This window comes from Salinivirga sp. (assembly GCF_055145285.1).
Genome location: NZ_JBSRDC010000050.1, coordinates 24,923 through 44,527, shown reverse-complemented (window position 1 = coordinate 44,527; position 19,605 = coordinate 24,923). Strand labels below are relative to the sequence as shown.

Here is a 19,605-nt window from a genome sequence, read left to right as displayed (position 1 = left end):
TTGGCTTTGGGTTTTATTGATCAACTTTGTTAGTTGGCTGTTTCTATTTAATAGGTTATGGCGCCAATGCGTTTTTTGCCATCAATCATGATTTTAATTGGTGCATTGAGCCGGTAGTGTTTAAAGTAATGCAGCTCCTGCTGAATCGGCTGATTTTCAATAAATTCCCAATTAATCATTTGTTTTTTATCATTTTGGTTAACGGAGAAATAGCCCACATTCATGGAGGTTACATTATGGAAAAAGTGGGATCCTGAAGATGCATCAAGCGGAAAACGCTCCATATCTGTTTCTACAATAACCTTGGCATTAGATATCTGTGGCCAGTCTACAGGTATTCCTATCCACCGATCGCGTGTACCCCAACGGCCCGGTCCAATAAGCAGGTACTGCCGGCCCTCTTTTTTCATGGTTTCATTGATTTGGTTGACTTCATTGGCCATTTCGATGGTTCCGGATTTTTCGAATTTTTCGCGATCTATGATAACAATATCTTCAATGTCTTCTATTATGCCATTACCCATTGCCTTATCGGTATAAAGTAGCATTTTTTCATCCTGAAGTGTTTCTTCATCAATTGAATATCCTTCCCAGGTGCTTATTTGTGGCTTTATTTGTAATAAATAAAATGAAGCTTTGCCATCCTGATCTTTGTTCAGGTCTACGGCCCATTCAATTTCTACTGGTGAGCCCAGTGCTTCTTCTACAATATCCAGAACTGCCTGCAGGGTTTTAGCCAGGGGAATATAGTTGTGTTGTAAAATATTGGCAAAGTTAATGATTCTGGGTCCGGCATGGTTTAAGCCTGGCATAAGCCGGTCTCCATCGGGTTCGTAAACTGATGCCAGGTGCTTTATAGTACCATGCATCTCAGCATCGTCAATATCCAGCCTGATGAGTCCGGCCATATCGCCTTTTTCAAAGTCAATTTGATCCCGTTTCATGTCCACCGCATAAAACTCTACCTGCGAATTTTTATACAAATCTTTCAGAGAGTGTACAAGAGTTTGGGGGTATTTGGGCGAAAAACGGTAAGCTTTTTCACCATCAACAACATATTTACCCAGACCGAGGGCAGCCACAGCCATTCCATCTTCGGGATTCATGTGTGAAACAGGGTAATAGTTATAAGATTGTGCTACTCCACTTATATGCGGGTAATAATAGTCTCCGAATTGGTTCCCCGCAACCTCCTGAATTATAACGGCCATCATTTCTTCTTCTATTTTATAACTTATGGCTTCCACATAACCTCTTGCTAATCCGGAGAATACCGAGGCGTATACCAGTTTCACAGCTTTTTCTAATTGTTTTAGCCTGATTAGAATATCGCTGTGGTTGTTGGGCAGTATATAAGTTTCAAAAATACCTGCAAAGGGTTGATGAAGGCTATCTTCAAACATACCGGAAGATCTCACGGCAATAGGTTTTTCGACAAATTTCAGCAGTTTATATAATTTGTCTTTCAGGTTTGCTGATAGCTCACCATTCAAAAACCATTTTTTTATTTTTTTCTCATCTTTTTCATTATAAACGGTTTTATTGAGCTTGTTTATTTCAAGAAACTGTTGAAATTCATCTGTTCCAATGATAGAGGTATTGGGTGTGCGAATATTGATACCCGGCACATGTTGTGAGAAATCGTAATTATAAATCAGCGTGTTAATGAAAGCTAACCCCCGGCCTTTACCTCCGAGGTTTCCTTCACCCAGCAGTACTATGCTTGTATCGTCGTCGATATCGGAGACATGAAAAGGTACTACTTTTCCTTTGTTTTGTTCATTTCTGAACTTAGAAAGCACATTAATGATAAATTGCCGCAAATCGTCGGTGCTGGGAAAATCTGCAATTTGCGCAGGATGAATAATATGAGCAACCTGTATTTCGCCACGAGCCATTAACCACAGGGAAAAGTGGTTTTTCTTGCCATGAAACAAAATGGAATCGTCTGGGACTGTATGCAACAGGTTTTCAAATTCCCTCAGTGTTTTGGCAACTGCTATTTCTTGCCCATGCATATTTCTGAATACAAAATTACCAAATCCAAGATTATGCAGAATAAAAGTACGCAAGTCCTGCATGAGGCTTTCTGACTGTTTATTGATAAATGCACATTCAAGTTCACCGGCAATTTCTGCATATTTTTCGTGCGAAGACTGTATAACGGTTGGTAGTTCCTTTCGGTCGGTTTTTATTTCTTTTACCAGTTTTAGGCCTGCCTTTTTATCGAGCTTACCCGCTCGTTCAAATTCTACATCGGTAATTAAACATAAAAGCTGGCTGCCATATTTTTCATAAATATTCATGGCTTCTTCATAGGTTGTTGCCAGCAAAATCTTAGGTCTGGTTCTGAGCCTCAAAACTTTGTAAAGGTCATCCGTACTTACGTCATCAATAATGCGCCGGGTTTGTTCCATAACAATATTGTAGAGCATGGGTAAATAGCGTGAATAATAAGGAACGGCGTCTTCAACTAAAATAATGACACGAACCAGGCCCAGGCGGGTATCATTGTCTACATTTATTTTATCCTCAATTAATTTGATCATGGTAAAAAATACCCTTGAATCGCCCTTCCAAACGAAAATCTTGTCGATTACGGGCGTTTTTTTTCTGCGTTCTTCGAGTCTAAGCAGGTTTTCATTATTATTGAGCAAAGCAAATACGGGCAAATATGGAAAAGATTCTTTTATGCGTGCTGCTAAATTGAAGGGTCTTCTGGTATCGAGTCCAACCATCATTATAACCATGTCGTAGTGTTTACTGCGTAAATGCTCCATGGCCTCTTCGGGGTCAGAAACTCCTGTAATGCGAGGAACTGAGGTAAGGTTAAGCCGCTCGTATTGCCTCAAAACATATTCTGAAAAACGGCCACCACTTTCAATACTGAAAGCATCGTAAAGGCTGGCAACGAGTATAATTTCTTTTATTTTAAAAGGCATCAGGTCGTGATAAAGGTCCCTGTTGTAATTGTTACGATTCAGGAATAACTGTAATAATTTTCGTCTACGGGGTTTTTCTACAGAAATGGTTTCAGGCGAGCTGTAAATTTGGTTAGGTCTGCTCATTTTATTGGCAATATCGCCATCGAGGTAACCTTTAAAAAGACTTGTCAGGTTGTCAATTAAATCGCGTTCTTCTTTAAGGAATGGACCTTCATCTATATCAGGATGCTTGCGTGTGTAAAAGATTTCTATTGCCCCAACACGTTTGTCAATTGTATCGAAGGTTTGTCGCAGTACCCATTGCGAACCCCTGAAATTTACACTGGTAAAAACTTTACCATCATAGGTAATACGTGCAGTGGTATCTTCCGGATATTGCATACCTCGAGGAATGGACTGTGTAATTTTTTGCATGGCCTCTTCTATATTTTTTGCACGCTTGAGAATTTGTGTAGTTTCATTAATGCATGCCAACTCCTTGAGTCGTTCTTTATTTTCTGCTTTGAGCTTTTCGTATTGTTGACGGGTTAGGTCTTTTTCAATGTCTCCATAACCTCTGTTATTCTCCTGATCACTTTTTTGATTCATTTGGTGCACTTTTATGCATTAATAGTCCTAAACAAGATTAACTTTTTCAATTTACATTTTTTGGAGTTCAATGACAAAAAAACCTATAGAATAAGATTGATAGGTACGGTATCGCATTGAAAAACAGAAAAAGGAATCCTAACTTCTTTCTGTTTATACAAAATACTATGAATCAGTTAAAATATGTTTGATTTTATCGATTTTATACTGTAAATTGAAAGTGCTAACTAAAATTTTACCTTATGGAAAACATGCATCAACAAGCACTAAATGTCTTCATGTCCAGGATTGAAATGAAAAATCCGGGTGAAGAGGAATTTCAGCAAGCGGTTAAAGAAGTAGCCGAATCATTAATCCCATTCATTGAAGAAAATCCGCAATACAAGGAGGCAAAGGTCCTTGAACGTATTGCAGAGGCGGAGCGCATGATTTTGTTCCGCGTACCATGGGTCGATGATAAAGGCAATATACAGGTGAACCGCGGCTATAGAATTGAAATGAACAGCGCCATTGGGCCTTACAAAGGTGGATTGCGATTTCACCCCACGGTGAACTTGAGCATCCTGAAATTTTTAGCCTTTGAACAGGTATTTAAAAACTCACTTACTACTTTACCAATGGGCGGTGGTAAAGGAGGTTCGGATTTCGATCCTAAGGGGAAATCTGATTATGAAGTGATGCGCTTTTGTCAAAGCTTTATGAATGAGTTACATCGTCATTTAGGACCCAATACAGATGTTCCGGCAGGTGATATTGGCGTAGGTGGCCGTGAAATTGGATTCTTATTCGGTATGTATAAAAAACTCAGAAATGAATTTGTAGGTGTATTTACCGGCAAAGCCAAGGAGTGGGGCGGATCTCTTATAAGACCCGAAGCTACCGGCTACGGAGCTACTTATTTTGCCGAAGAGATGTTAAAGACCCGTGAAGAAAGTTTTAAAGGAAAAGTGGTTGCTGTATCAGGTTCTGGTAATGTGGCGCAGTTTGCTACAGAAAAAGTAACTGAAATGGGTGGCAAAGTCATTACGCTTTCAGACAGTAGTGGATTTATTCATGATCCAAATGGGATTGATAAAGAGAAATTGAATTTTGTTATGCATCTTAAGAATGTAAAACGTGGTCGAATAAAGGAATATGCCAGTAAGTATGGAGTTGAATATCATGATGCTCAGCGTCCTTGGAGTGTAAAATGTGATGTGGCCATGCCATGTGCAACGCAGAATGAGATTAATGAAGATGAAGCCAAAACACTTGTAGCAAATGGTTGCTATGTGGTTTCGGAAGGAGCCAATATGCCTACTACACCTGAAGCAGTTGAGGTTTTTCAGGAAAAACGGGTACTGTATGGCCCGGGTAAAGCGGCAAATGCAGGTGGAGTAGCTGTTTCGGGGCTGGAAATGACCCAAAACAGTATGCGCCTGCCATGGAGCAGGGAAGAAGTGGATAACAGGTTGCAAAAAATTATGAAAGATATCCATTCTACATGCGTAAAATTTGGAAAACGTGACGATGGTACGATCGATTACGTAAAAGGTTCTAATATTGGTGGATTTGTAAAAGTTGCTGATGCTATGCTCGATCAGGGTATCATTTAACAACTATTTTTATATTTGTTATATCGAATTGAGATAACTTTATAGAACCTGTCATTAAGCTCCGCCTGAAGTGGGGCTTATTTTTTACATGTCATTTGTATAAGCATATAATCTCGAAAACCAAGGGGCAAAGCACAAATATCAACACAGACATTTTTTCGTAACCCAATTCCTTCGTAAATTCGTTCCGCCATAAGAACAATAAATCTATGAGGTTGTACCGGTTATATTTTCCTTTTCTGATGTCTGTTTTTTGTGCCATAGGCGCTGCTGGCCAGTCAACTATGCTGGATAAATATGTACATGAAGGTCTGCAAAATAATATAGTTTTAAAACAAAAAACACTCGACTACCAAAAAAGTCTGGAAGTCATTAAGCAAGCTAAAAGCTATTATTGGCCTGAAATAACAGTAAATGCCAGATTTTCTAAAGCCGACGGCGGTCGTACAATCGACCTTCCAGTGGGAGATATGCTTAACCCTGTATACAGCACCTTAAACCAACTTACCGGAACGACCATGTTTTCCCAGATTGAAAACCAGCAATTTGACTTTTTACGAACACAGGAGCACGAAACCAAAGTGAGGCTAACACAACCCATTTTTAATGGTGAAATTTATTACAATCACCAGATTAAGGAATCCATGAGTAATGTAAAAAGATACGGGCGCGATGCTTATGCCCGAAAACTCGTGTCTGAAATAAAACAAGCCTATTTTAATTATTTGAAAACTGCGGAGTTAATGGATGTGTTGCAGAATACAAAACGCATTTTAGACGAAAATTTGCATGTAAATAAAAAATTATATCAAAATCAGAAAGTAACCTTTGATCATGTATTGAAGTCAGAAACACGCCTTGCTGAATGGGAGGAGGCTTATGCCGAAGCAGAGGAAAAAAAACAAAAGTCCGGAGCATGGTTCAACTTCCTGCTAAATAAAACACTCGATGCTGAAATTGAAAAAAATGGAGTCTTTGATACCATTATGCCCATAAATAGAATTGATTCTTTCCAGCAAACTGCATCTCAAAGGGAAGAAATAGATCAGCTCTATGCTGCAACGAAAGCAAGTCGCTTGAATAAACAGTTAATGCATTCAAACTATTGGCCGGAATTAACATTTATTTTTGATTATGGTTTTCAGGGTAAACATTACCAGTTTGAAGGTGATGATGACTTTTACATTGCTTCACTTGTGCTTCAATGGCCACTATTTCAGGGGATGAGACGCAGTTCTAAAATAGAGGAAGCCCGTATTGCGCACCAAAAAACGAAGTTAGAAAAAGAAAAAGTACAGAAACAAATAGATATAGAGGTTATTAACGCCTATTATAGCTTACGGGCAACGTATAAAAAATACCACGCAAAATCTTTACAGGTTAAAACCACACGAGCCACCTGGGAGATTGTAAATAAACAATACAAACAAGGGATGGTAACTCAACTGGAACACACCAATGCACTGGAAAAATTTCGCATTGCACAGGAAGAACAGGTTATTGCCCGATATGATTTTTTTATAAAGAAGGCATTGCTGGAAAAAGCTGCTGCACAAGTAAACCTCGATCAAAAATATGATCAATATGAAGAATAAACTTTATTTAATGGCCTTGTTGTTTTCATTAATGGGCTGTGAGGTGGATAAGCCGGACAATAAAAGCCAGGCTTTACGCCAGGTTGCAATAAAACAGGTAGAAGCGGTAAACTTACAGAAGCCGGTTCGCACCGTAGGGACTATCCAGGCAGATAAAAACCTGAAGCTCAGTTTTAAAATCGGAGGTATTATCGATCGCATTAAAGTTGAAACTGGCGATCAGGTGGCGGAGGGGGAACCCCTGGCGTATTTAAATACAGTTGAAATTGACTCCAGGTTAAAGCAGGCCCGACTTGCTTTAGAAAAGGCTAATCGCGACTTTGAACGTGTAAATAATTTATACAACGACAGTGTAGCAACGCTGGAGCAATGGCAAAATGCTCAAACTGCCCTTGAGGTGGCACGCGCCGATCTGGAAATGACCAGGTTTAATCGTCGGTATGCTGTAATAAAAGCACCACGCGAAGGTATTTTATTAAAAAAATTGGCGCAGCCCGGTGAAATTATTGGTGCGGGATATCCAGTCCTGGTTTTGGGAACAACAGAAAAACAACACCGCATTGTCGCTCAGGTAACCGACCGGGAATGGGTTCTGTTGCAAAAAGGAGATAGTGCAACGGTATCTTTAGATGCTCATCCCGGCAAAAATTTTCCGGCTCGTATTGAACAAATAAGTCCTGTAGCTGAAAAATATACCGGTACTTATGAAACCAAACTGGTCTTTACAAAAGCCACTCTGCCGCTTACTACTGGTATGATTGGCCGTGTAAAAATATTTCCGGGAAAGCAACAACCTTATTTCAAAATACCTGTCGACGGCCTTGTGGAAGCAAGTGGGAAACAAGGGCATGTTTATGTTGTTAAAAATGGTAAAGCCGCATATCGCTCTGTGCAAATAGACCGCACAGACAAAAAAAATATGTACATAAAAAGCGGATTGAACAAGGGTGACAGTGTAATTACAAAAGGTAAAAGTTTTGTGTCAGCAGGAGAGCCGGTAAAAATTATAGAAAAAGATTAAAACTATGGGCATCACATCGCTTGTACTGAAACATCATAAATTTGCTACCATTATATTTCTGCTGTTATTGGTAACGGGAATGAACTCATTTTTGAATATGCCCCGTACTGAAAATCCTCAGATAACAGTACCTGCAGCCACTGTTTTTGCTATTTATCCCGGTGCCAGCCCCATAGATTTAGAGCAATTGATTGCCCAGCCCATAGAAAATGCCATCAGTGAGCTGGAAGATATTAAACGGGTTTCCACGTCTATACGTGATGGATTGGTAGTGGTAAATGTGGAGTTTTACTTTGGTGTTGATACCGATGAAAAATATGATAAGATTGTGCAGGAAATCAACGGCGTACGCGAAGATTTGCCGGATGATTTATACAGCCTTGAAACCATTAAATGGCGGGTTTCTGACCAGGTGCTCATGCAGTTGGCCCTAACAGCCGACAGTTTACCCTATCACGTTTTACGAATGAAGGCAGAACAAATTCAGGACGCCGTTAAAAAACTTTCATCCATTCGGAAAGTTGAGGTATTGGCAGCTCCGGAACAAGAAGTGCGGGTTGACCTTGATATGGGAAAAATGGGCGCCCTGAATCTTGGCATTGACCAGGTGGCGCAAGCTATTCGGAGTAATAATGCTAATATCCCGGGTGGTTCGGTAAAGCTTGGAGGGCGAAGTTTTGCCGTTAAAACCAGTGGTGCTTATGCTGATTTAGAACAAATAGCCAAAACTGTCGTGCATGTTCATGAAGGGCAGTTAATCAGGATACGCGATATAGCAACCGTACGAATGGGGGATGAGGATGAAAAGTATAAGGCCCGTTTCAAGGGTATTAAATCTGTTTTTGTCGCCATTTATCAAAAGGAGGGGCGCAATGTTTTTGAAACCACCGAGGCAGTAAATGATGTTTTAGATAAACTTAATGATCAATTGGGTAATGATATTCAATTGAACCACGTGTTTAAACAATCAAGGGAGGTCGAAAATAAGATTTTAAGCTTTCAGGGTAATTTATTTCAAGGCATTGTCCTGGTGGGTATTTTAATATTTCTTGCCCTTGGGATTCGTTCGGCTTTACTGGTCATTATTGCCATACCACTCTCAATAATTATTGGATTATTTGGGGTAGATATCTCCGGGTTTGCCATGCAGCAAATGACCATCGTGGGACTAGTAATAACACTTGGCTTGCTGGTCGATAATTCCATTGTAATGATTGAAGGGATCAACCGGTATATCGATAAAGGAAATAAACCTGCCAAAGCTGCTGTTTTAGCTTCAACAGAGATAGGCTGGCCCGTTATAACAGCCACATTAACCACTGTTTTAGCCTTTGTACCTATTATAGCCATGCCCGATAAAGCCGGGGTTTTTATACGAAGTATGCCGGTAACTATCATAATTACGCTGGCGGTATCGCTGCTGCTGGCACTTACACTAACACCTTTATTGGCCAGCCGTTTTTTCAGGAAACGCAGTGATTTGGCATCTTCGGGCTCGGCGGAAAAGGATGCGAAGGGCATTAAGCGTTTGTTAAAATACCTTGTGGAGCACAGCTACCGCGACACGATTATTTATGCATTAAAACACCGTTCGCTTGTGTTGTGGAGCGCCCTGGGCATATTTGTAATCACGATGGGTGTTGCAATTCTGTTTCTTGGTATTAGTTTTTTTCCAAAAGCCGAAAAAGGCCAGTTTTTAGTACGAACACATCTTCCGCAAGGTAGTACTCTAGAACAAACCAATGAAACTGTCAGGTACGTGGAAAATGTTCTTGACACAATTGCAGATGTGGCTTTTTATGCCAGTAATGTAGGCCATGGTAACCCGCGGATTTATTATAATGTGCTTTCAAAAAACTACCAAAAAAGTTTTGGGGAGGTATTTGTTCAATTGGAAGCATATGACGTGGAAGCATTTGATGCGCTGGTTAATCGGTTACGTGAATTATTCGATACTTATCCCAATGCACGAATCGAGGTCAAAGAATTTGAGCAAAGTCCTCCGGTTGATGCTCCCATAATGGTTTACATAAAAGGAAATGAGCTGGAGCGTTTGCGTGATATATCAGAAGTTTTTGAAAACCTGCTTGCCGGGCAGCCCGGCGTAATAAACCTGGACAATTCGCTATCGAAAGTTCGCACTGATTTATTTATTGATATAAACCGCGATAAAGCCAACATGTATGGAGTACCCGTACATGCTGTTGATAAAGCTGTAAGAACAGCTGTAGCAGGCATTCAGGTAGACAAATACCGTGATCAGAAAGGAGAGGAGTACCCCATTATACTCCGTATGCCCCAGGGAGATACATTTGGCCCCGACGATTTTAGAAAGGTGCATGTGAAATCAAAGGCCGGATATGCTGTTCCGCTCAACCAGCTTGCAACGTTGAAGTTCCAAAAGGCCCCCAACGAAATCAGACGCTTCAATTATGAACGTACTGCATTGCTCACGGCTGATCTTGAAAAAGGAGCGAGCCTCGACGAAGCTTTGGAACCCGTAATTGAGAAACTGAAAAATTATAAGTTCCCGGAAGGCTACGATTACTACATTGGGGGTGAACTGGAAAGCCGGAAAGAGAGTTTTGGTGGCATGCAACGCGCTGTGCTTATTGCAATTCTGATGATATTTGCGGTATTGGTGCTGCAGTTCAGGTCTTACACCCAGCCCTTAATAATTTATGCAACCATTCCACTGGCCCTGATTGGTTCAGTGTATGCACTGCTTATTACCGGCAATACCTTTTCTTTTACTGCGTTTATTGGCCTGACGAGCCTTGTGGGCATTGTCATTAATAATGCCATTATTCTTGTCGACTATACCAACTGGCTAAGAAAAGAAGGACACTCAAAATTTGATGCTTTACGCATGGCTGGTGAAACAAGATTTACACCCATTATTCTGACCACACTGACTACTGCCGGCGGATTATTGCCTCTGACCCTACAAGGCGGTGACTTATGGGCACCAATGGGATGGACCATCATTGGAGGATTGCTTATCTCTACATTTTTAACGCTTGTGGTAGTGCCGGTTTTATATAGTGTTGTGGTTAAGGAATAGTAGTGAACCCCTAATATAAAAAATTGGAAAAAGCAGGCAATTAAAATAATTATTGTGCATTTTTGTGTCATCATAAAAATCATCAAGGCTAAATGAAGAACTATTTGCTGGTTATAATTTTGCTGTTAACCATAAGTGCCAAATCCAGCAATGAGATTAAAATAAGCTTATTAACCTGTTCAGAAGGTGATGCCCTGTATAGCGCATTTGGTCATACAGCCCTCAAGGTCTATGACCGATCTACTCACAGTAACCTGGTCTACAACTTCGGACAGTTCGATTTTAATACACCCAACTTTTATTTAAAATTTCTCAAAGGGCAGTTACATTATCGGTTGGGAATACACAATTATTATGAGTTTGTGGCAAAGTACAGTGCCGATAACCGTGCAATTGTGGAACAAGAGCTTAACTTGCCGCGTGAAATAAAGCAACAACTGGCCGATACGCTAAGGATACTCTATAAGCCACAGCACAGGTACTATCTTTACCATTTTATGGATAAAAACTGTACTTCTAAAATACGCGATTTGATTTTTCATTTTTTAAACCTCCAATCATCTTTTGTTTCCCAAAAAACAGACCGCACCTTCAGGCAAATGCTCAATTATTATCTTGAAGATAAACCTGCTTTGCAGGTGGGTATAGACCTGATAACCGGTAGTGAATTTGATTCTGAATTAAATAAGTTCCAAACCACGGCCCTGCCATATACTTTAATGAATGCCATAGACACACTGCAGTACAAGGGAAAACCTTTGGTAAAAGAAAAAATGAATGTTGTAAGTTATGAACGGGAAAGTTCTCCATGGAGCCAGATTATTGTTTTTGGCATGATAGCTCTATTTACAATAATTTGGTTATCTACCCATTCCATTATACTGTCAAAATTTATTTGGATTCTTACGGCATTGCCCGGTATATTAATTTTTTGGTTACCATTTATTAGTATGCATTCTGAGGTTTTAAATAATTGGAATTTATTGTGGGTACATCCGTTTTATTTGTTGCTTTTAAGCGCTCGATTGCGCTCTAATAAGATGGCAGTAAGGACGTTAGTTGCTGTGTTTTTAATTGCTATAGTAATACGCATCCTGGTGGCGCTAACAGGTATTCAGGCTCTGAATCCCGTATTTGTATTTTGGATGTTACTGTTGGTGCTTACTTTAGCAGCATTCCCATCAATTAGGCAGTTGCGCATTGTGTCTATAAAGCGTGTAAAACCGGACTAAAAATACATCAAACTTAAAATTGTAATTGTGCCAGCCATGTATATCAGCGTGAGGGGAAACCCTATTCTGAAAAAGTTTTTGAAAGTGTAGCGCCCCGGACCATAAACCATGAGGTTTGTTTGGTAACCATGCGGGGTTATGAAGTTTGCAGCTGCAGCAAAAGCCACAACCAGTATGAAAGGCATAGGATTTAGGTCCAGGTTGGCTGCCAGTGACAATGAAATGGGGAAGATCAGGGCAACGGCAGCTTTATTGGTAATATAGGCAGCCAAAATCGCTGTTACAAAATATATACCTGCAAGTAGTGCGACATGTCCCCATGGCAGGAAAGCCTCAATAAAGAGATTTGCCACCATATCAGCCACACCTGTTTTGAGCATTGCATTTCCAAGCGCAATGGCCAGGGCTATAATCAGAATCAGGTCGTAATCTATGCTTTTATGCAGATCTTTGGGGCTGGTAATTTTCAATGGTAAAAGTATAAGTAATAACACCATTATCCCCATAAACAATGGAATTATCCGGAATGCCGAAAGCATAATAGCTACAAGTGTGCCGCCAAGCAACAGGGTGGTGCGGAAGACACCTAATCTGCGCACTTCCTTGATTTGTGAGATGTAGTACACATCGGAACTATAAGTGATGCGTTCTTCAAACAGGTCATCTACCAGCAACAGAAGGACATCGCCTGCACGCAATTTTTCATCATCAATAACTCCTGTTAAACGTTCACCATTGCGGTGTATAGCAATAAGTGCACCATTAAATTTAGATCTGAAATTAATCTGTTGTACCTCTTTAGAAATGAGTGTGGAGTTATGTGAGACCACTACTTCAACCAACTCGGTTTTACTTTTATGCTTGAGCATCCCAACCTTGGGGAAGGTCAACCCGCTGGTATCGCTCAGCAGGTCAGCCACATTGTTTGACTCTGCTGCAAATCGCAGCATGTCGTTCTCTTTCAATATAAGTCCTTCATCACTTACCTTGATGGTTTGTTTGTTGCGGATAATTTCAAATAAAAAGAGCCCTTCAATACCAATTAATCCGGATTGATGCAATGGCTTATTAATCAGATGCGATTTGGGGCGAATCTGTGCTTCGAGGATAAATTTTCTTGATGAACGCGAAATATCAGATAAAGCATCTTTATTCCAGGGCAAAAGCTTGTCGCTGAATAATGTCAAATAAAAATAACCCAATATTAGCATGGGAACGCCCACATAAGCAAAATCAAACATATTGAGCGGTTCCAGATTGGGTATAATGCTTTGATCTTCCACAAAACCACTCACAATAAGGTTGGTAGAAGTACCTATGAGCGTGGCACAACCTCCTAAAATAGCGGCGTACGAAAGGGGAATCAATAATTTTGACGGTGATTCGTTATGCTTTTTTGACCAATTGTGCACAAAAGGCATCATGATAGCTACAAGCGGGGTATTGTTTAAAAAAGCAGAGAAAAAACCTACCATGAGCATCATACGATTGCGGAATCGGGAAACTGTATTGGACCGTTTAAAAATGCGTTCAAAAGCAATTTCAATCACCGAAGTACGTCGTATGATATCGCCCAATAGTATCAGCAGAATAATCACGGCCAATTGCTCATTGGCAAAACCTGACAGTATTTCAGATGGTGACAATACGCCAAAAATCCCCAAAAATATCACGGCAACCAAAAATGTATAGGCAGGCCCGATCCATTCGAGGTAAAGGCTTAAAAGAATAAAAACCACAGCAATAATAACCAATGCACCACCAAATAGATCCATACACTAATGGTTTATTTCATTTACCGGACGAAGTAAATAATTCCGTTGAAAATTCAATAAAAGCATTTTTTCATTGATAAATCCTGTTCCGGGTTGTTGTTGCTCGAAATTGAACTGCATTTGAAGTAAGGTAGGATAGTACCGGTCAAGACAACAATGGAAACGCTCGCCAAATAATTGATAAGCATGCATAAAATAGTAACTTATATCGTACCCGTAAAAAGCATACTTGCCGGGTTCTTTTTCGAAAAATTTGCGGTATTTATAGATAAAATCAAGTACATCATCGGAATCGTAATCAATATAATTCAAATTAAATATATGGGTATTCAGGTTATGAAAAAACTGAACATCAATATTTTCAAAATTAATCATTCTTGGATGGCCAAATACCGTGATATGATGATCTTCACTTAAGGTATTGAGCCTGGCTATCACATCGCTAACAAAAGCTTTATCTGACGAGGGTAATATTACAAAATTGTGCAGGCTATCCACAAATGGATCAAGGTTGAGGTCTTCATCACCTGCGTAATAAGTGATTTCTGCGTAACCAATATGATCTATTTCGTCCAATGTTTTACCTTTAAAAAATTCATTTTTAAAGGCCTCGACAAAATCGTTTTCAGGGCGGTTGCCGTTTTTAATGATGATAAAATTATCGGCATTAAATGTTTTTGTCGTTGCGATGGTTTTTTTATTCAATATTTTCTCTGTAGGGCTTACCTGAAAACCATGAACATAATGCTGAAGAAATTTTTGTTCAGTACTCAAGGGGCTAACTACCGGTATTTTAAATTGTTTGGCTTTGTTTACAACAATGGGCAGGTTTTGGCTGTATACAGGGCCTATAATCAGGTCAAAATAGGGGAATAGCGATCCTTCTGTAATGGTTTTTACTTTTGATGTGTCGTTTTCTGTATCAAAAACATGTAAATCTATTTCAATGCCTTTTTTGCTCAATTCATCAATCGCGAGCAGCACACCTTCATAAAAGTCTAAAAAGATGCGGCTGTGTTTGTATATTTTCTGGTAAGTAAGATTCCGGTTCAATGTATCGTTTGTATAGCTGTATAATGGCAGCATTAAAGCCACCTGCATTCTGTCTTTACTGCCATCAGCAGGGCATTGACAGGTATCTTGCAACATTACAACTTCAGTCTTTCCAAGGGAATCGGCAAGTATGTGGCTTTTTTGCCTGGGCAGTGATATTTCGTTTCTCGGTAATTTAATATATTCGCCGGCAAGTAATTCGCGATTCAGGAGTTGAGGATTGTGCTCAATAATTTTTTCGTCGGTTGTTTCATAGCGTAATGCTATGGAATAAAGCGTTTCTGCTGGTTTAACGGCATGATAATAAAACTTCGTACTATCTTCCAATGGTTTTTTGTCTGTATACTTTATAATATTTTTTTCAAATTTTATTACCTGTCCGGGCTGTAAATCATCCGGATTAATATTGGGGTTTTCTTTTTTTAAACTTCGCGCTTTAACGCCATAGCTTCTGGCTATAGAGTATAAAGTTTCGCCTTTTTTAATAATATGATAAATGTAATTGTTGTCTTGTAGAACTTTAGTTGAGGTTGTATCGGGTTTATGCGGCAGGAATATTTTCTGACCACGATATATGGCTTCTTTAGCTCCTGGATTGAGTGCATATAAATTTTCAAGCGCAACACGATATTTTTTAGCGATAGAGTAGGCGGTTTCACCAGAGTCAACTACATGTACACGTGGCAAATCGTCTTGTTTATTGGTTGCATTCTGCTGCTTACTTATTGGAATTTTTACAGGTTGCCCAACAGATAATCCTTCAGCCTTGATATTGAAATTTTCTTTTTCAATATCTTCTACAGTAACATTATAAGCTTTGGCAATTCTGTAAAGCGTTTGCCCCCTTTTTACAATGTGTATATAAAAGGGTTTACCTGAAATAAATACCTTATTGTTACTTTTGTTTATATTCAGGGTATCCTGAGCTGTCATTGGCTTATGTAGCACAACAATGGCAAATATGGCTAACAATACATATTTGTTTAAACGCATTATATATGATTTTTCGTAAAGCTTTTCCAGCCTCAAACCTACATATTTTTTTTCATGTAGGTTAAATCAAATTGCTTAAAATTTATGTGTAGAAAGGGATTTTAATTAGTTTATTTATTTTTTCCTGGTTGTGTTTTGATTTACAGCGTATTAAAATAAAAGACCCGGAAATCGGGAGAAATCCGGGTCTTAATCACTAACTAAATTACTGCATATGAAAAAATAGCCATGAATCAGTCTAAAATGTACAAAACCTATGCCACAAATTATGAATATAAGTCATCATCGGTATAGGTATTTTCAAAATAAAATGTTCGTCTTATTTGTAAAATATTATTAATCATGTTAATTGACGTGGTTGCTTTTTTATAATCAGGTTTAATTTCCAATACATGTTTATAAACATTAAGCGCATCGCCATATTGCTGTTGCTTGGTCAGGATTTTTCCTCTCAAACACAGGGCTTCAATATTCGTATTATTTTCTTCTAAAATGTTATCAATTTCTTGCATGGCAACTTCCAGCTTGTAATGCTCAATAAGGTCATATATTTTTTCCATTCTTAATGGTTTATCCATATCTTTATATTTTTATCAGGGGATTCGAAATTATATATTTTTGTTTATCATAAAATACTAAACTAATATGGGTATTTATATACATGAAGCTACGTCAGATTTACCATCGATTACATTAGATAAACGCACCGGAACTTTTGAAATTGGTGGTGCATCTTTTCCGGAAGATGCACGTGATTTTTTTAAGCCGGTTCTGCAATGGATCAATGATTTTATGGATGATCCGCTCGATGAACTCTGTCTTTGTTTCAAATTAACATACTACAATACCTCTTCTTCAAAAATAATTCATACAATATTAGAAAAATTCGAGGATCTGTATGACAAAGGTTATGCCATTACTATTAACTGGTATTACGAAGCCGAGGATGAAGATATGTATGAGTCCGGCTTAGCTTATAAAGACCGTATAGATATTCCATTTGAAATTATAGAAATGTAGATTATGCAAGATTTTTCAGCACTACTCAAACGTCAATCTGTATTTTTCTATGAAGAGGCTGATTTGAATATAGATTTTCGCATTAAAGCACTGAATAAACTTTCTGAGGTTATAAAAAAATATGAAGACCCCATTCATGCTGCCCTTAAAACGGATTTGGGTAAAAGCAGTTATGAATCATTTATTACAGAAACCGGTTTTGTGCAGCACGAAATAAGTTTCGTGAAAAAACATTTGAAAAAATGGGCCAGACCTAAAAAGGTAAAACGGTCGTTAAGAATGTTGATCACTGCTAAAAGCTTCATACATTACGAGGCCCGTGGACAGGTGCTTATTTATGCGCCATGGAATTATCCTTTTCAATTGTTTATGTCACCGCTGATAGGCGCCATAGCAGCCGGCAATACAGTGGTACTTAAACCATCAGAACATGCACCTGCAGTATCAGTCGTATTGGCAGAAATGATTGCAGAGATTTTACCTGAAAAATATATTGCTGTGGTGCAGGGAGATGCCGGAGTGGCTCAGGAACTATCCAAACTTGACTGGGATATGATTTTCTTTACTGGATCCACTGCAATAGGACAAAAGATTTATGAACAGGCAGCCAAAAAAATTATACCTGTGGTTTTGGAGCTTGGTGGTAAATGCCCGGTGCTGGTGCATAAAGATGCGAACCTCAAAGTGGCTGCAAGGCGTATCGCATGGGGTAAAATCCTTAATGCCGGACAAACTTGTATAGCGCCCGATCATGTTATTGTACATAAGTCAGTTAAAGATCGTTTGTTAAAGCTTTTGTGTAAAGAGTTTAAGGAAATGTTAGGCAAAGACCCAATAAAGTCAGCGGCTTATGCCAGAATTGTCAATAAGGGGCATTTTGAGCGATTGGTTAATATGCTGGATCAAACAGACATATATTGTGGCGGAAATTATAGCGCTGAAGAGCGTTTTATTGAACCTACCATAGTAGATAATGTGCAACCTGCTCATGCGCTCATGAAAGAAGAAATATTCGGACCTATACTACCTATACAAACTTATGATGATATAACAGATGCAATTTTGTTTATCAATCGGTTAAATCCGCCACTGGCTGTTTATGCTTTTACCGGATCAAAAAATACATTTGAGCAGATTCAACGCCATACACAAAGTGGCGGCATAGTGAAAAATGATGTCATTATGCAGCTGACAAATATGTATTTGCCGTTTGGTGGCGTGCGCCAAAGTGGAATTGGTCGTTATCATGGGCGGTTTAGTTTCGAGGCATTCTCTCATCAGCGCTCTGTATTACGACAAAGCACGTGGACAGATCCTGCTATGCGTTATCCGCCTTATTCCGAGAAAAAATGGAAGCTTATTAAAAAAGTTTTAAAGTAGCACATGGCTATAAAATAACGAGCTTCGCTCTATGGTTGTTTCGGCCATTTATTAGCAATTCATTTTAACTTAATAAGGTTAAATCCGGAATGCTTAACAAGAATTTTTACGCACTTTGCACTTCATCGAGTAACGAATCGCCTTGTGATTCCAATACGTTTTGTAAGGGCTTAAACTGAGTACGCATAACCTGCCAGCGATCTGGATAAAGACGTGCAAGGGTTTGAATTTTTTGATTGTGTTTACGCAAAGCATCTGTTATGGCCGGGGCACTAATAGGGGGTTCCCAGGCTTGTCCCACATTTACGCCGGTAAGGCGTAAACCATTTTGCACAACACGCTGACCGGCTGCTTCGAGTTTTTCCAGCAATTCGAATGTACGATTGTATTTCCCATCATGCCGGTAATCATTGGCGGGTATGGTTTGTGATTCCTGTGAGGGCTTAACCACATGTGTTTCTTCAATCGTTAAATCGCCATAGGAAGGGCCAAAATTACTAAGCCAGGCAATGGCTTCTTCAAGTATCTGCTTTAGCTGAGAAGGTGTAAATAACTGATTTGCAAGGTAATTAATTGCTTCCTTCGAAATTCGAATATTCGCACCATTGGTTTTTGCCTCCTCGTTAAGGAAATCATTAATCCAGGCTTCTATAAAAGTGCTTTGATCACTGTTTTGCTGCACTGCAGTCATTCTTTGCTGCATAGTACTGATTCGCTGAGCCACCTGATTATCGGAATTGTGGCGTTCACATTCGTATGTAAGTAAATGATAAATGGTGTGAGCCACTAATTCTTTATGTTCTGTAGATAATCGGCTGTCGGTGCGTGCGCCTGTGAGGGCTTGCTGGTCGTTAAAGAAAATGTAAAACATCATAAACTGATCATCGACAGGTGGAATGTACAGATGGAGAATCCGGTTTTTATATTCATCAAAAATATTGAACTGTTTTTGGGTCTCTTTATCAGCCGTCAAAGGTGTTTCATTTAAGCTAGTCCATCTGTAAAAATTCTTAGAATTCAGGTAGTTATTATTCTTTACCTCAACTTTATTTACAAGTTGAGCCTTATGGTTTTCCTGATTGGCTTCGTATAAGTTAAAATTATCAGTGTCTTTGTCTTCAGCAATTAGCCACACCTTATCAATGCCCGGAAAGGTCCGCAGTAACAGCCTGGAGAGGACATCATGAAGTGGCTTTTTAAAATAAAACTGAAGCATGGCTATTATCTTTTCAGCAAAATTAAGCAAATTCAGCAACACTTAAAAATATTTAAGCATTGCTTAACTAAAATTAAGCAATTGTTTTTGCGCTTAATTTGTCAATTTATTTACTTAAAAGGGTTTAC

The 19,605-nt window shown here is 39.1% G+C and carries 12 protein-coding genes; 7 read left to right on the top strand and 5 right to left on the bottom strand.

From position 1 onward, the window contains the following. Positions 1-47: 47 nt before the first annotated feature. Entirely contained in the window at positions 48-3,533 is a 3,486-nt protein-coding gene (locus ACTB0Y_RS09585) for a PEP/pyruvate-binding domain-containing protein (RefSeq protein WP_463206600.1), read from the bottom strand. Between the two features lie 242 nt (positions 3,534-3,775). Here ACTB0Y_RS09585 and gdhA point away from each other — a divergent pair, with 242 nt between their 5' ends. The 5 genes from gdhA to ACTB0Y_RS09560 all read left to right on the top strand — a co-directional run bounded on the left by gdhA (position 3,776) and on the right by ACTB0Y_RS09560 (position 12,040). Beyond that, a complete protein-coding gene (gdhA, locus tag ACTB0Y_RS09580) occupies positions 3,776-5,128 on the top strand; it encodes an NADP-specific glutamate dehydrogenase (protein ID WP_463206599.1) in 1,353 nt (450 codons plus the stop codon). Positions 5,129-5,337: 209 nt separating this feature from the next. After that, complete coding sequence (locus ACTB0Y_RS09575) at positions 5,338-6,723, top strand: TolC family protein (RefSeq protein WP_463206598.1); 1,386 nt, start codon at positions 5,338-5,340, stop codon at positions 6,721-6,723. Beyond that, positions 6,713-7,744 (top strand): efflux RND transporter periplasmic adaptor subunit, encoded by a 1,032-nt coding sequence (locus ACTB0Y_RS09570; protein ID WP_463206597.1) that lies wholly within the window; start codon positions 6,713-6,715, stop codon positions 7,742-7,744. Before ACTB0Y_RS09575 ends, ACTB0Y_RS09570 begins: the two co-directional genes overlap by 11 nt. A 4-nt stretch (positions 7,745-7,748) precedes the next feature. Next, entirely contained in the window at positions 7,749-10,808 is a 3,060-nt protein-coding gene (locus ACTB0Y_RS09565; protein ID WP_463206596.1) for an efflux RND transporter permease subunit, read from the top strand. A gap of 92 nt (positions 10,809-10,900) precedes the next feature. Continuing rightward, positions 10,901-12,040 carry a lipoprotein N-acyltransferase Lnb domain-containing protein gene (locus ACTB0Y_RS09560; RefSeq protein ID WP_463206595.1) on the top strand — a complete coding sequence of 380 codons (1,140 nt, stop codon included), beginning with the start codon at positions 10,901-10,903 and terminating at the stop codon, positions 12,038-12,040. On the opposite strand, the gene ACTB0Y_RS09555 is transcribed toward ACTB0Y_RS09560, so the two are convergent. From ACTB0Y_RS09555 to ACTB0Y_RS09545, 3 genes are all read right to left on the bottom strand, one after another. Next, a complete protein-coding gene (locus ACTB0Y_RS09555) occupies positions 12,037-13,815 on the bottom strand; it encodes an SLC13 family permease (protein WP_463206594.1) in 1,779 nt (592 codons plus the stop codon). The genes ACTB0Y_RS09560 and ACTB0Y_RS09555 overlap by 4 nt on opposite strands. Before the next feature lie 3 nt (positions 13,816-13,818). Beyond that, positions 13,819-15,861 carry a LysM peptidoglycan-binding domain-containing protein gene (locus ACTB0Y_RS09550; RefSeq protein ID WP_463206593.1) on the bottom strand — a complete coding sequence of 681 codons (2,043 nt, stop codon included), beginning with the start codon at positions 15,859-15,861 and terminating at the stop codon, positions 13,819-13,821. Positions 15,862-16,127: 266 nt separating this feature from the next. Then, on the bottom strand, positions 16,128-16,439 hold the full coding sequence (locus ACTB0Y_RS09545) for a hypothetical protein (RefSeq protein ID WP_463206592.1): 312 nt from the start codon (positions 16,437-16,439) through the stop codon (positions 16,128-16,130). A 67-nt stretch (positions 16,440-16,506) separates the two neighbouring features. On the opposite strand from ACTB0Y_RS09545, the gene ACTB0Y_RS09540 reads away from it, so the two are divergent. Both ACTB0Y_RS09540 and ACTB0Y_RS09535 read left to right on the top strand, forming a co-directional pair. Further along, positions 16,507-16,881: a DUF1987 domain-containing protein gene (locus ACTB0Y_RS09540; protein WP_463206591.1), complete on the top strand. Its 375-nt coding sequence runs from the start codon at positions 16,507-16,509 to the stop codon at positions 16,879-16,881. Positions 16,882-16,884: 3 nt separating this feature from the next. Next, positions 16,885-18,261: an aldehyde dehydrogenase gene (locus ACTB0Y_RS09535; protein ID WP_463206590.1), complete on the top strand. Its 1,377-nt coding sequence runs from the start codon at positions 16,885-16,887 to the stop codon at positions 18,259-18,261. A 106-nt stretch (positions 18,262-18,367) separates the two neighbouring features. Here ACTB0Y_RS09535 and ACTB0Y_RS09530 read toward each other — a convergent pair whose 3' ends face one another. After that, a complete protein-coding gene (locus ACTB0Y_RS09530; protein WP_463206589.1) occupies positions 18,368-19,477 on the bottom strand; it encodes a hypothetical protein in 1,110 nt (369 codons plus the stop codon). Between the last annotated feature and the right edge of the window lie 128 nt (positions 19,478-19,605).

What these genes read in the sequence shown, in the direction of transcription:
- ACTB0Y_RS09575 (WP_463206598.1), top strand. Translation starts at nt 5,338, where the DNA reads ATGAGGTTGTACCGGTTATATTTTCCTTTTCTGATGTCTGTTTTTTGT.
- ACTB0Y_RS09585 (WP_463206600.1), bottom strand. Translation starts at nt 3,533, where the DNA reads ATGAATCAAAAAAGTGATCAGGAGAATAACAGAGGTTATGGAGACATT.
- ACTB0Y_RS09545 (WP_463206592.1), bottom strand. Translation starts at nt 16,439, where the DNA reads ATGGATAAACCATTAAGAATGGAAAAAATATATGACCTTATTGAGCAT.
- gdhA (WP_463206599.1), top strand. Translation starts at nt 3,776, where the DNA reads ATGGAAAACATGCATCAACAAGCACTAAATGTCTTCATGTCCAGGATT.
- ACTB0Y_RS09555 (WP_463206594.1), bottom strand. Translation starts at nt 13,815, where the DNA reads ATGGATCTATTTGGTGGTGCATTGGTTATTATTGCTGTGGTTTTTATT.
- ACTB0Y_RS09570 (WP_463206597.1), top strand. Translation starts at nt 6,713, where the DNA reads ATGAAGAATAAACTTTATTTAATGGCCTTGTTGTTTTCATTAATGGGC.
- ACTB0Y_RS09540 (WP_463206591.1), top strand. Translation starts at nt 16,507, where the DNA reads ATGGGTATTTATATACATGAAGCTACGTCAGATTTACCATCGATTACA.
- ACTB0Y_RS09550 (WP_463206593.1), bottom strand. Translation starts at nt 15,861, where the DNA reads ATGCGTTTAAACAAATATGTATTGTTAGCCATATTTGCCATTGTTGTG.
- ACTB0Y_RS09530 (WP_463206589.1), bottom strand. Translation starts at nt 19,477, where the DNA reads ATGCTTCAGTTTTATTTTAAAAAGCCACTTCATGATGTCCTCTCCAGG.
- ACTB0Y_RS09560 (WP_463206595.1), top strand. Translation starts at nt 10,901, where the DNA reads ATGAAGAACTATTTGCTGGTTATAATTTTGCTGTTAACCATAAGTGCC.
- ACTB0Y_RS09535 (WP_463206590.1), top strand. Translation starts at nt 16,885, where the DNA reads ATGCAAGATTTTTCAGCACTACTCAAACGTCAATCTGTATTTTTCTAT.
- ACTB0Y_RS09565 (WP_463206596.1), top strand. Translation starts at nt 7,749, where the DNA reads ATGGGCATCACATCGCTTGTACTGAAACATCATAAATTTGCTACCATT.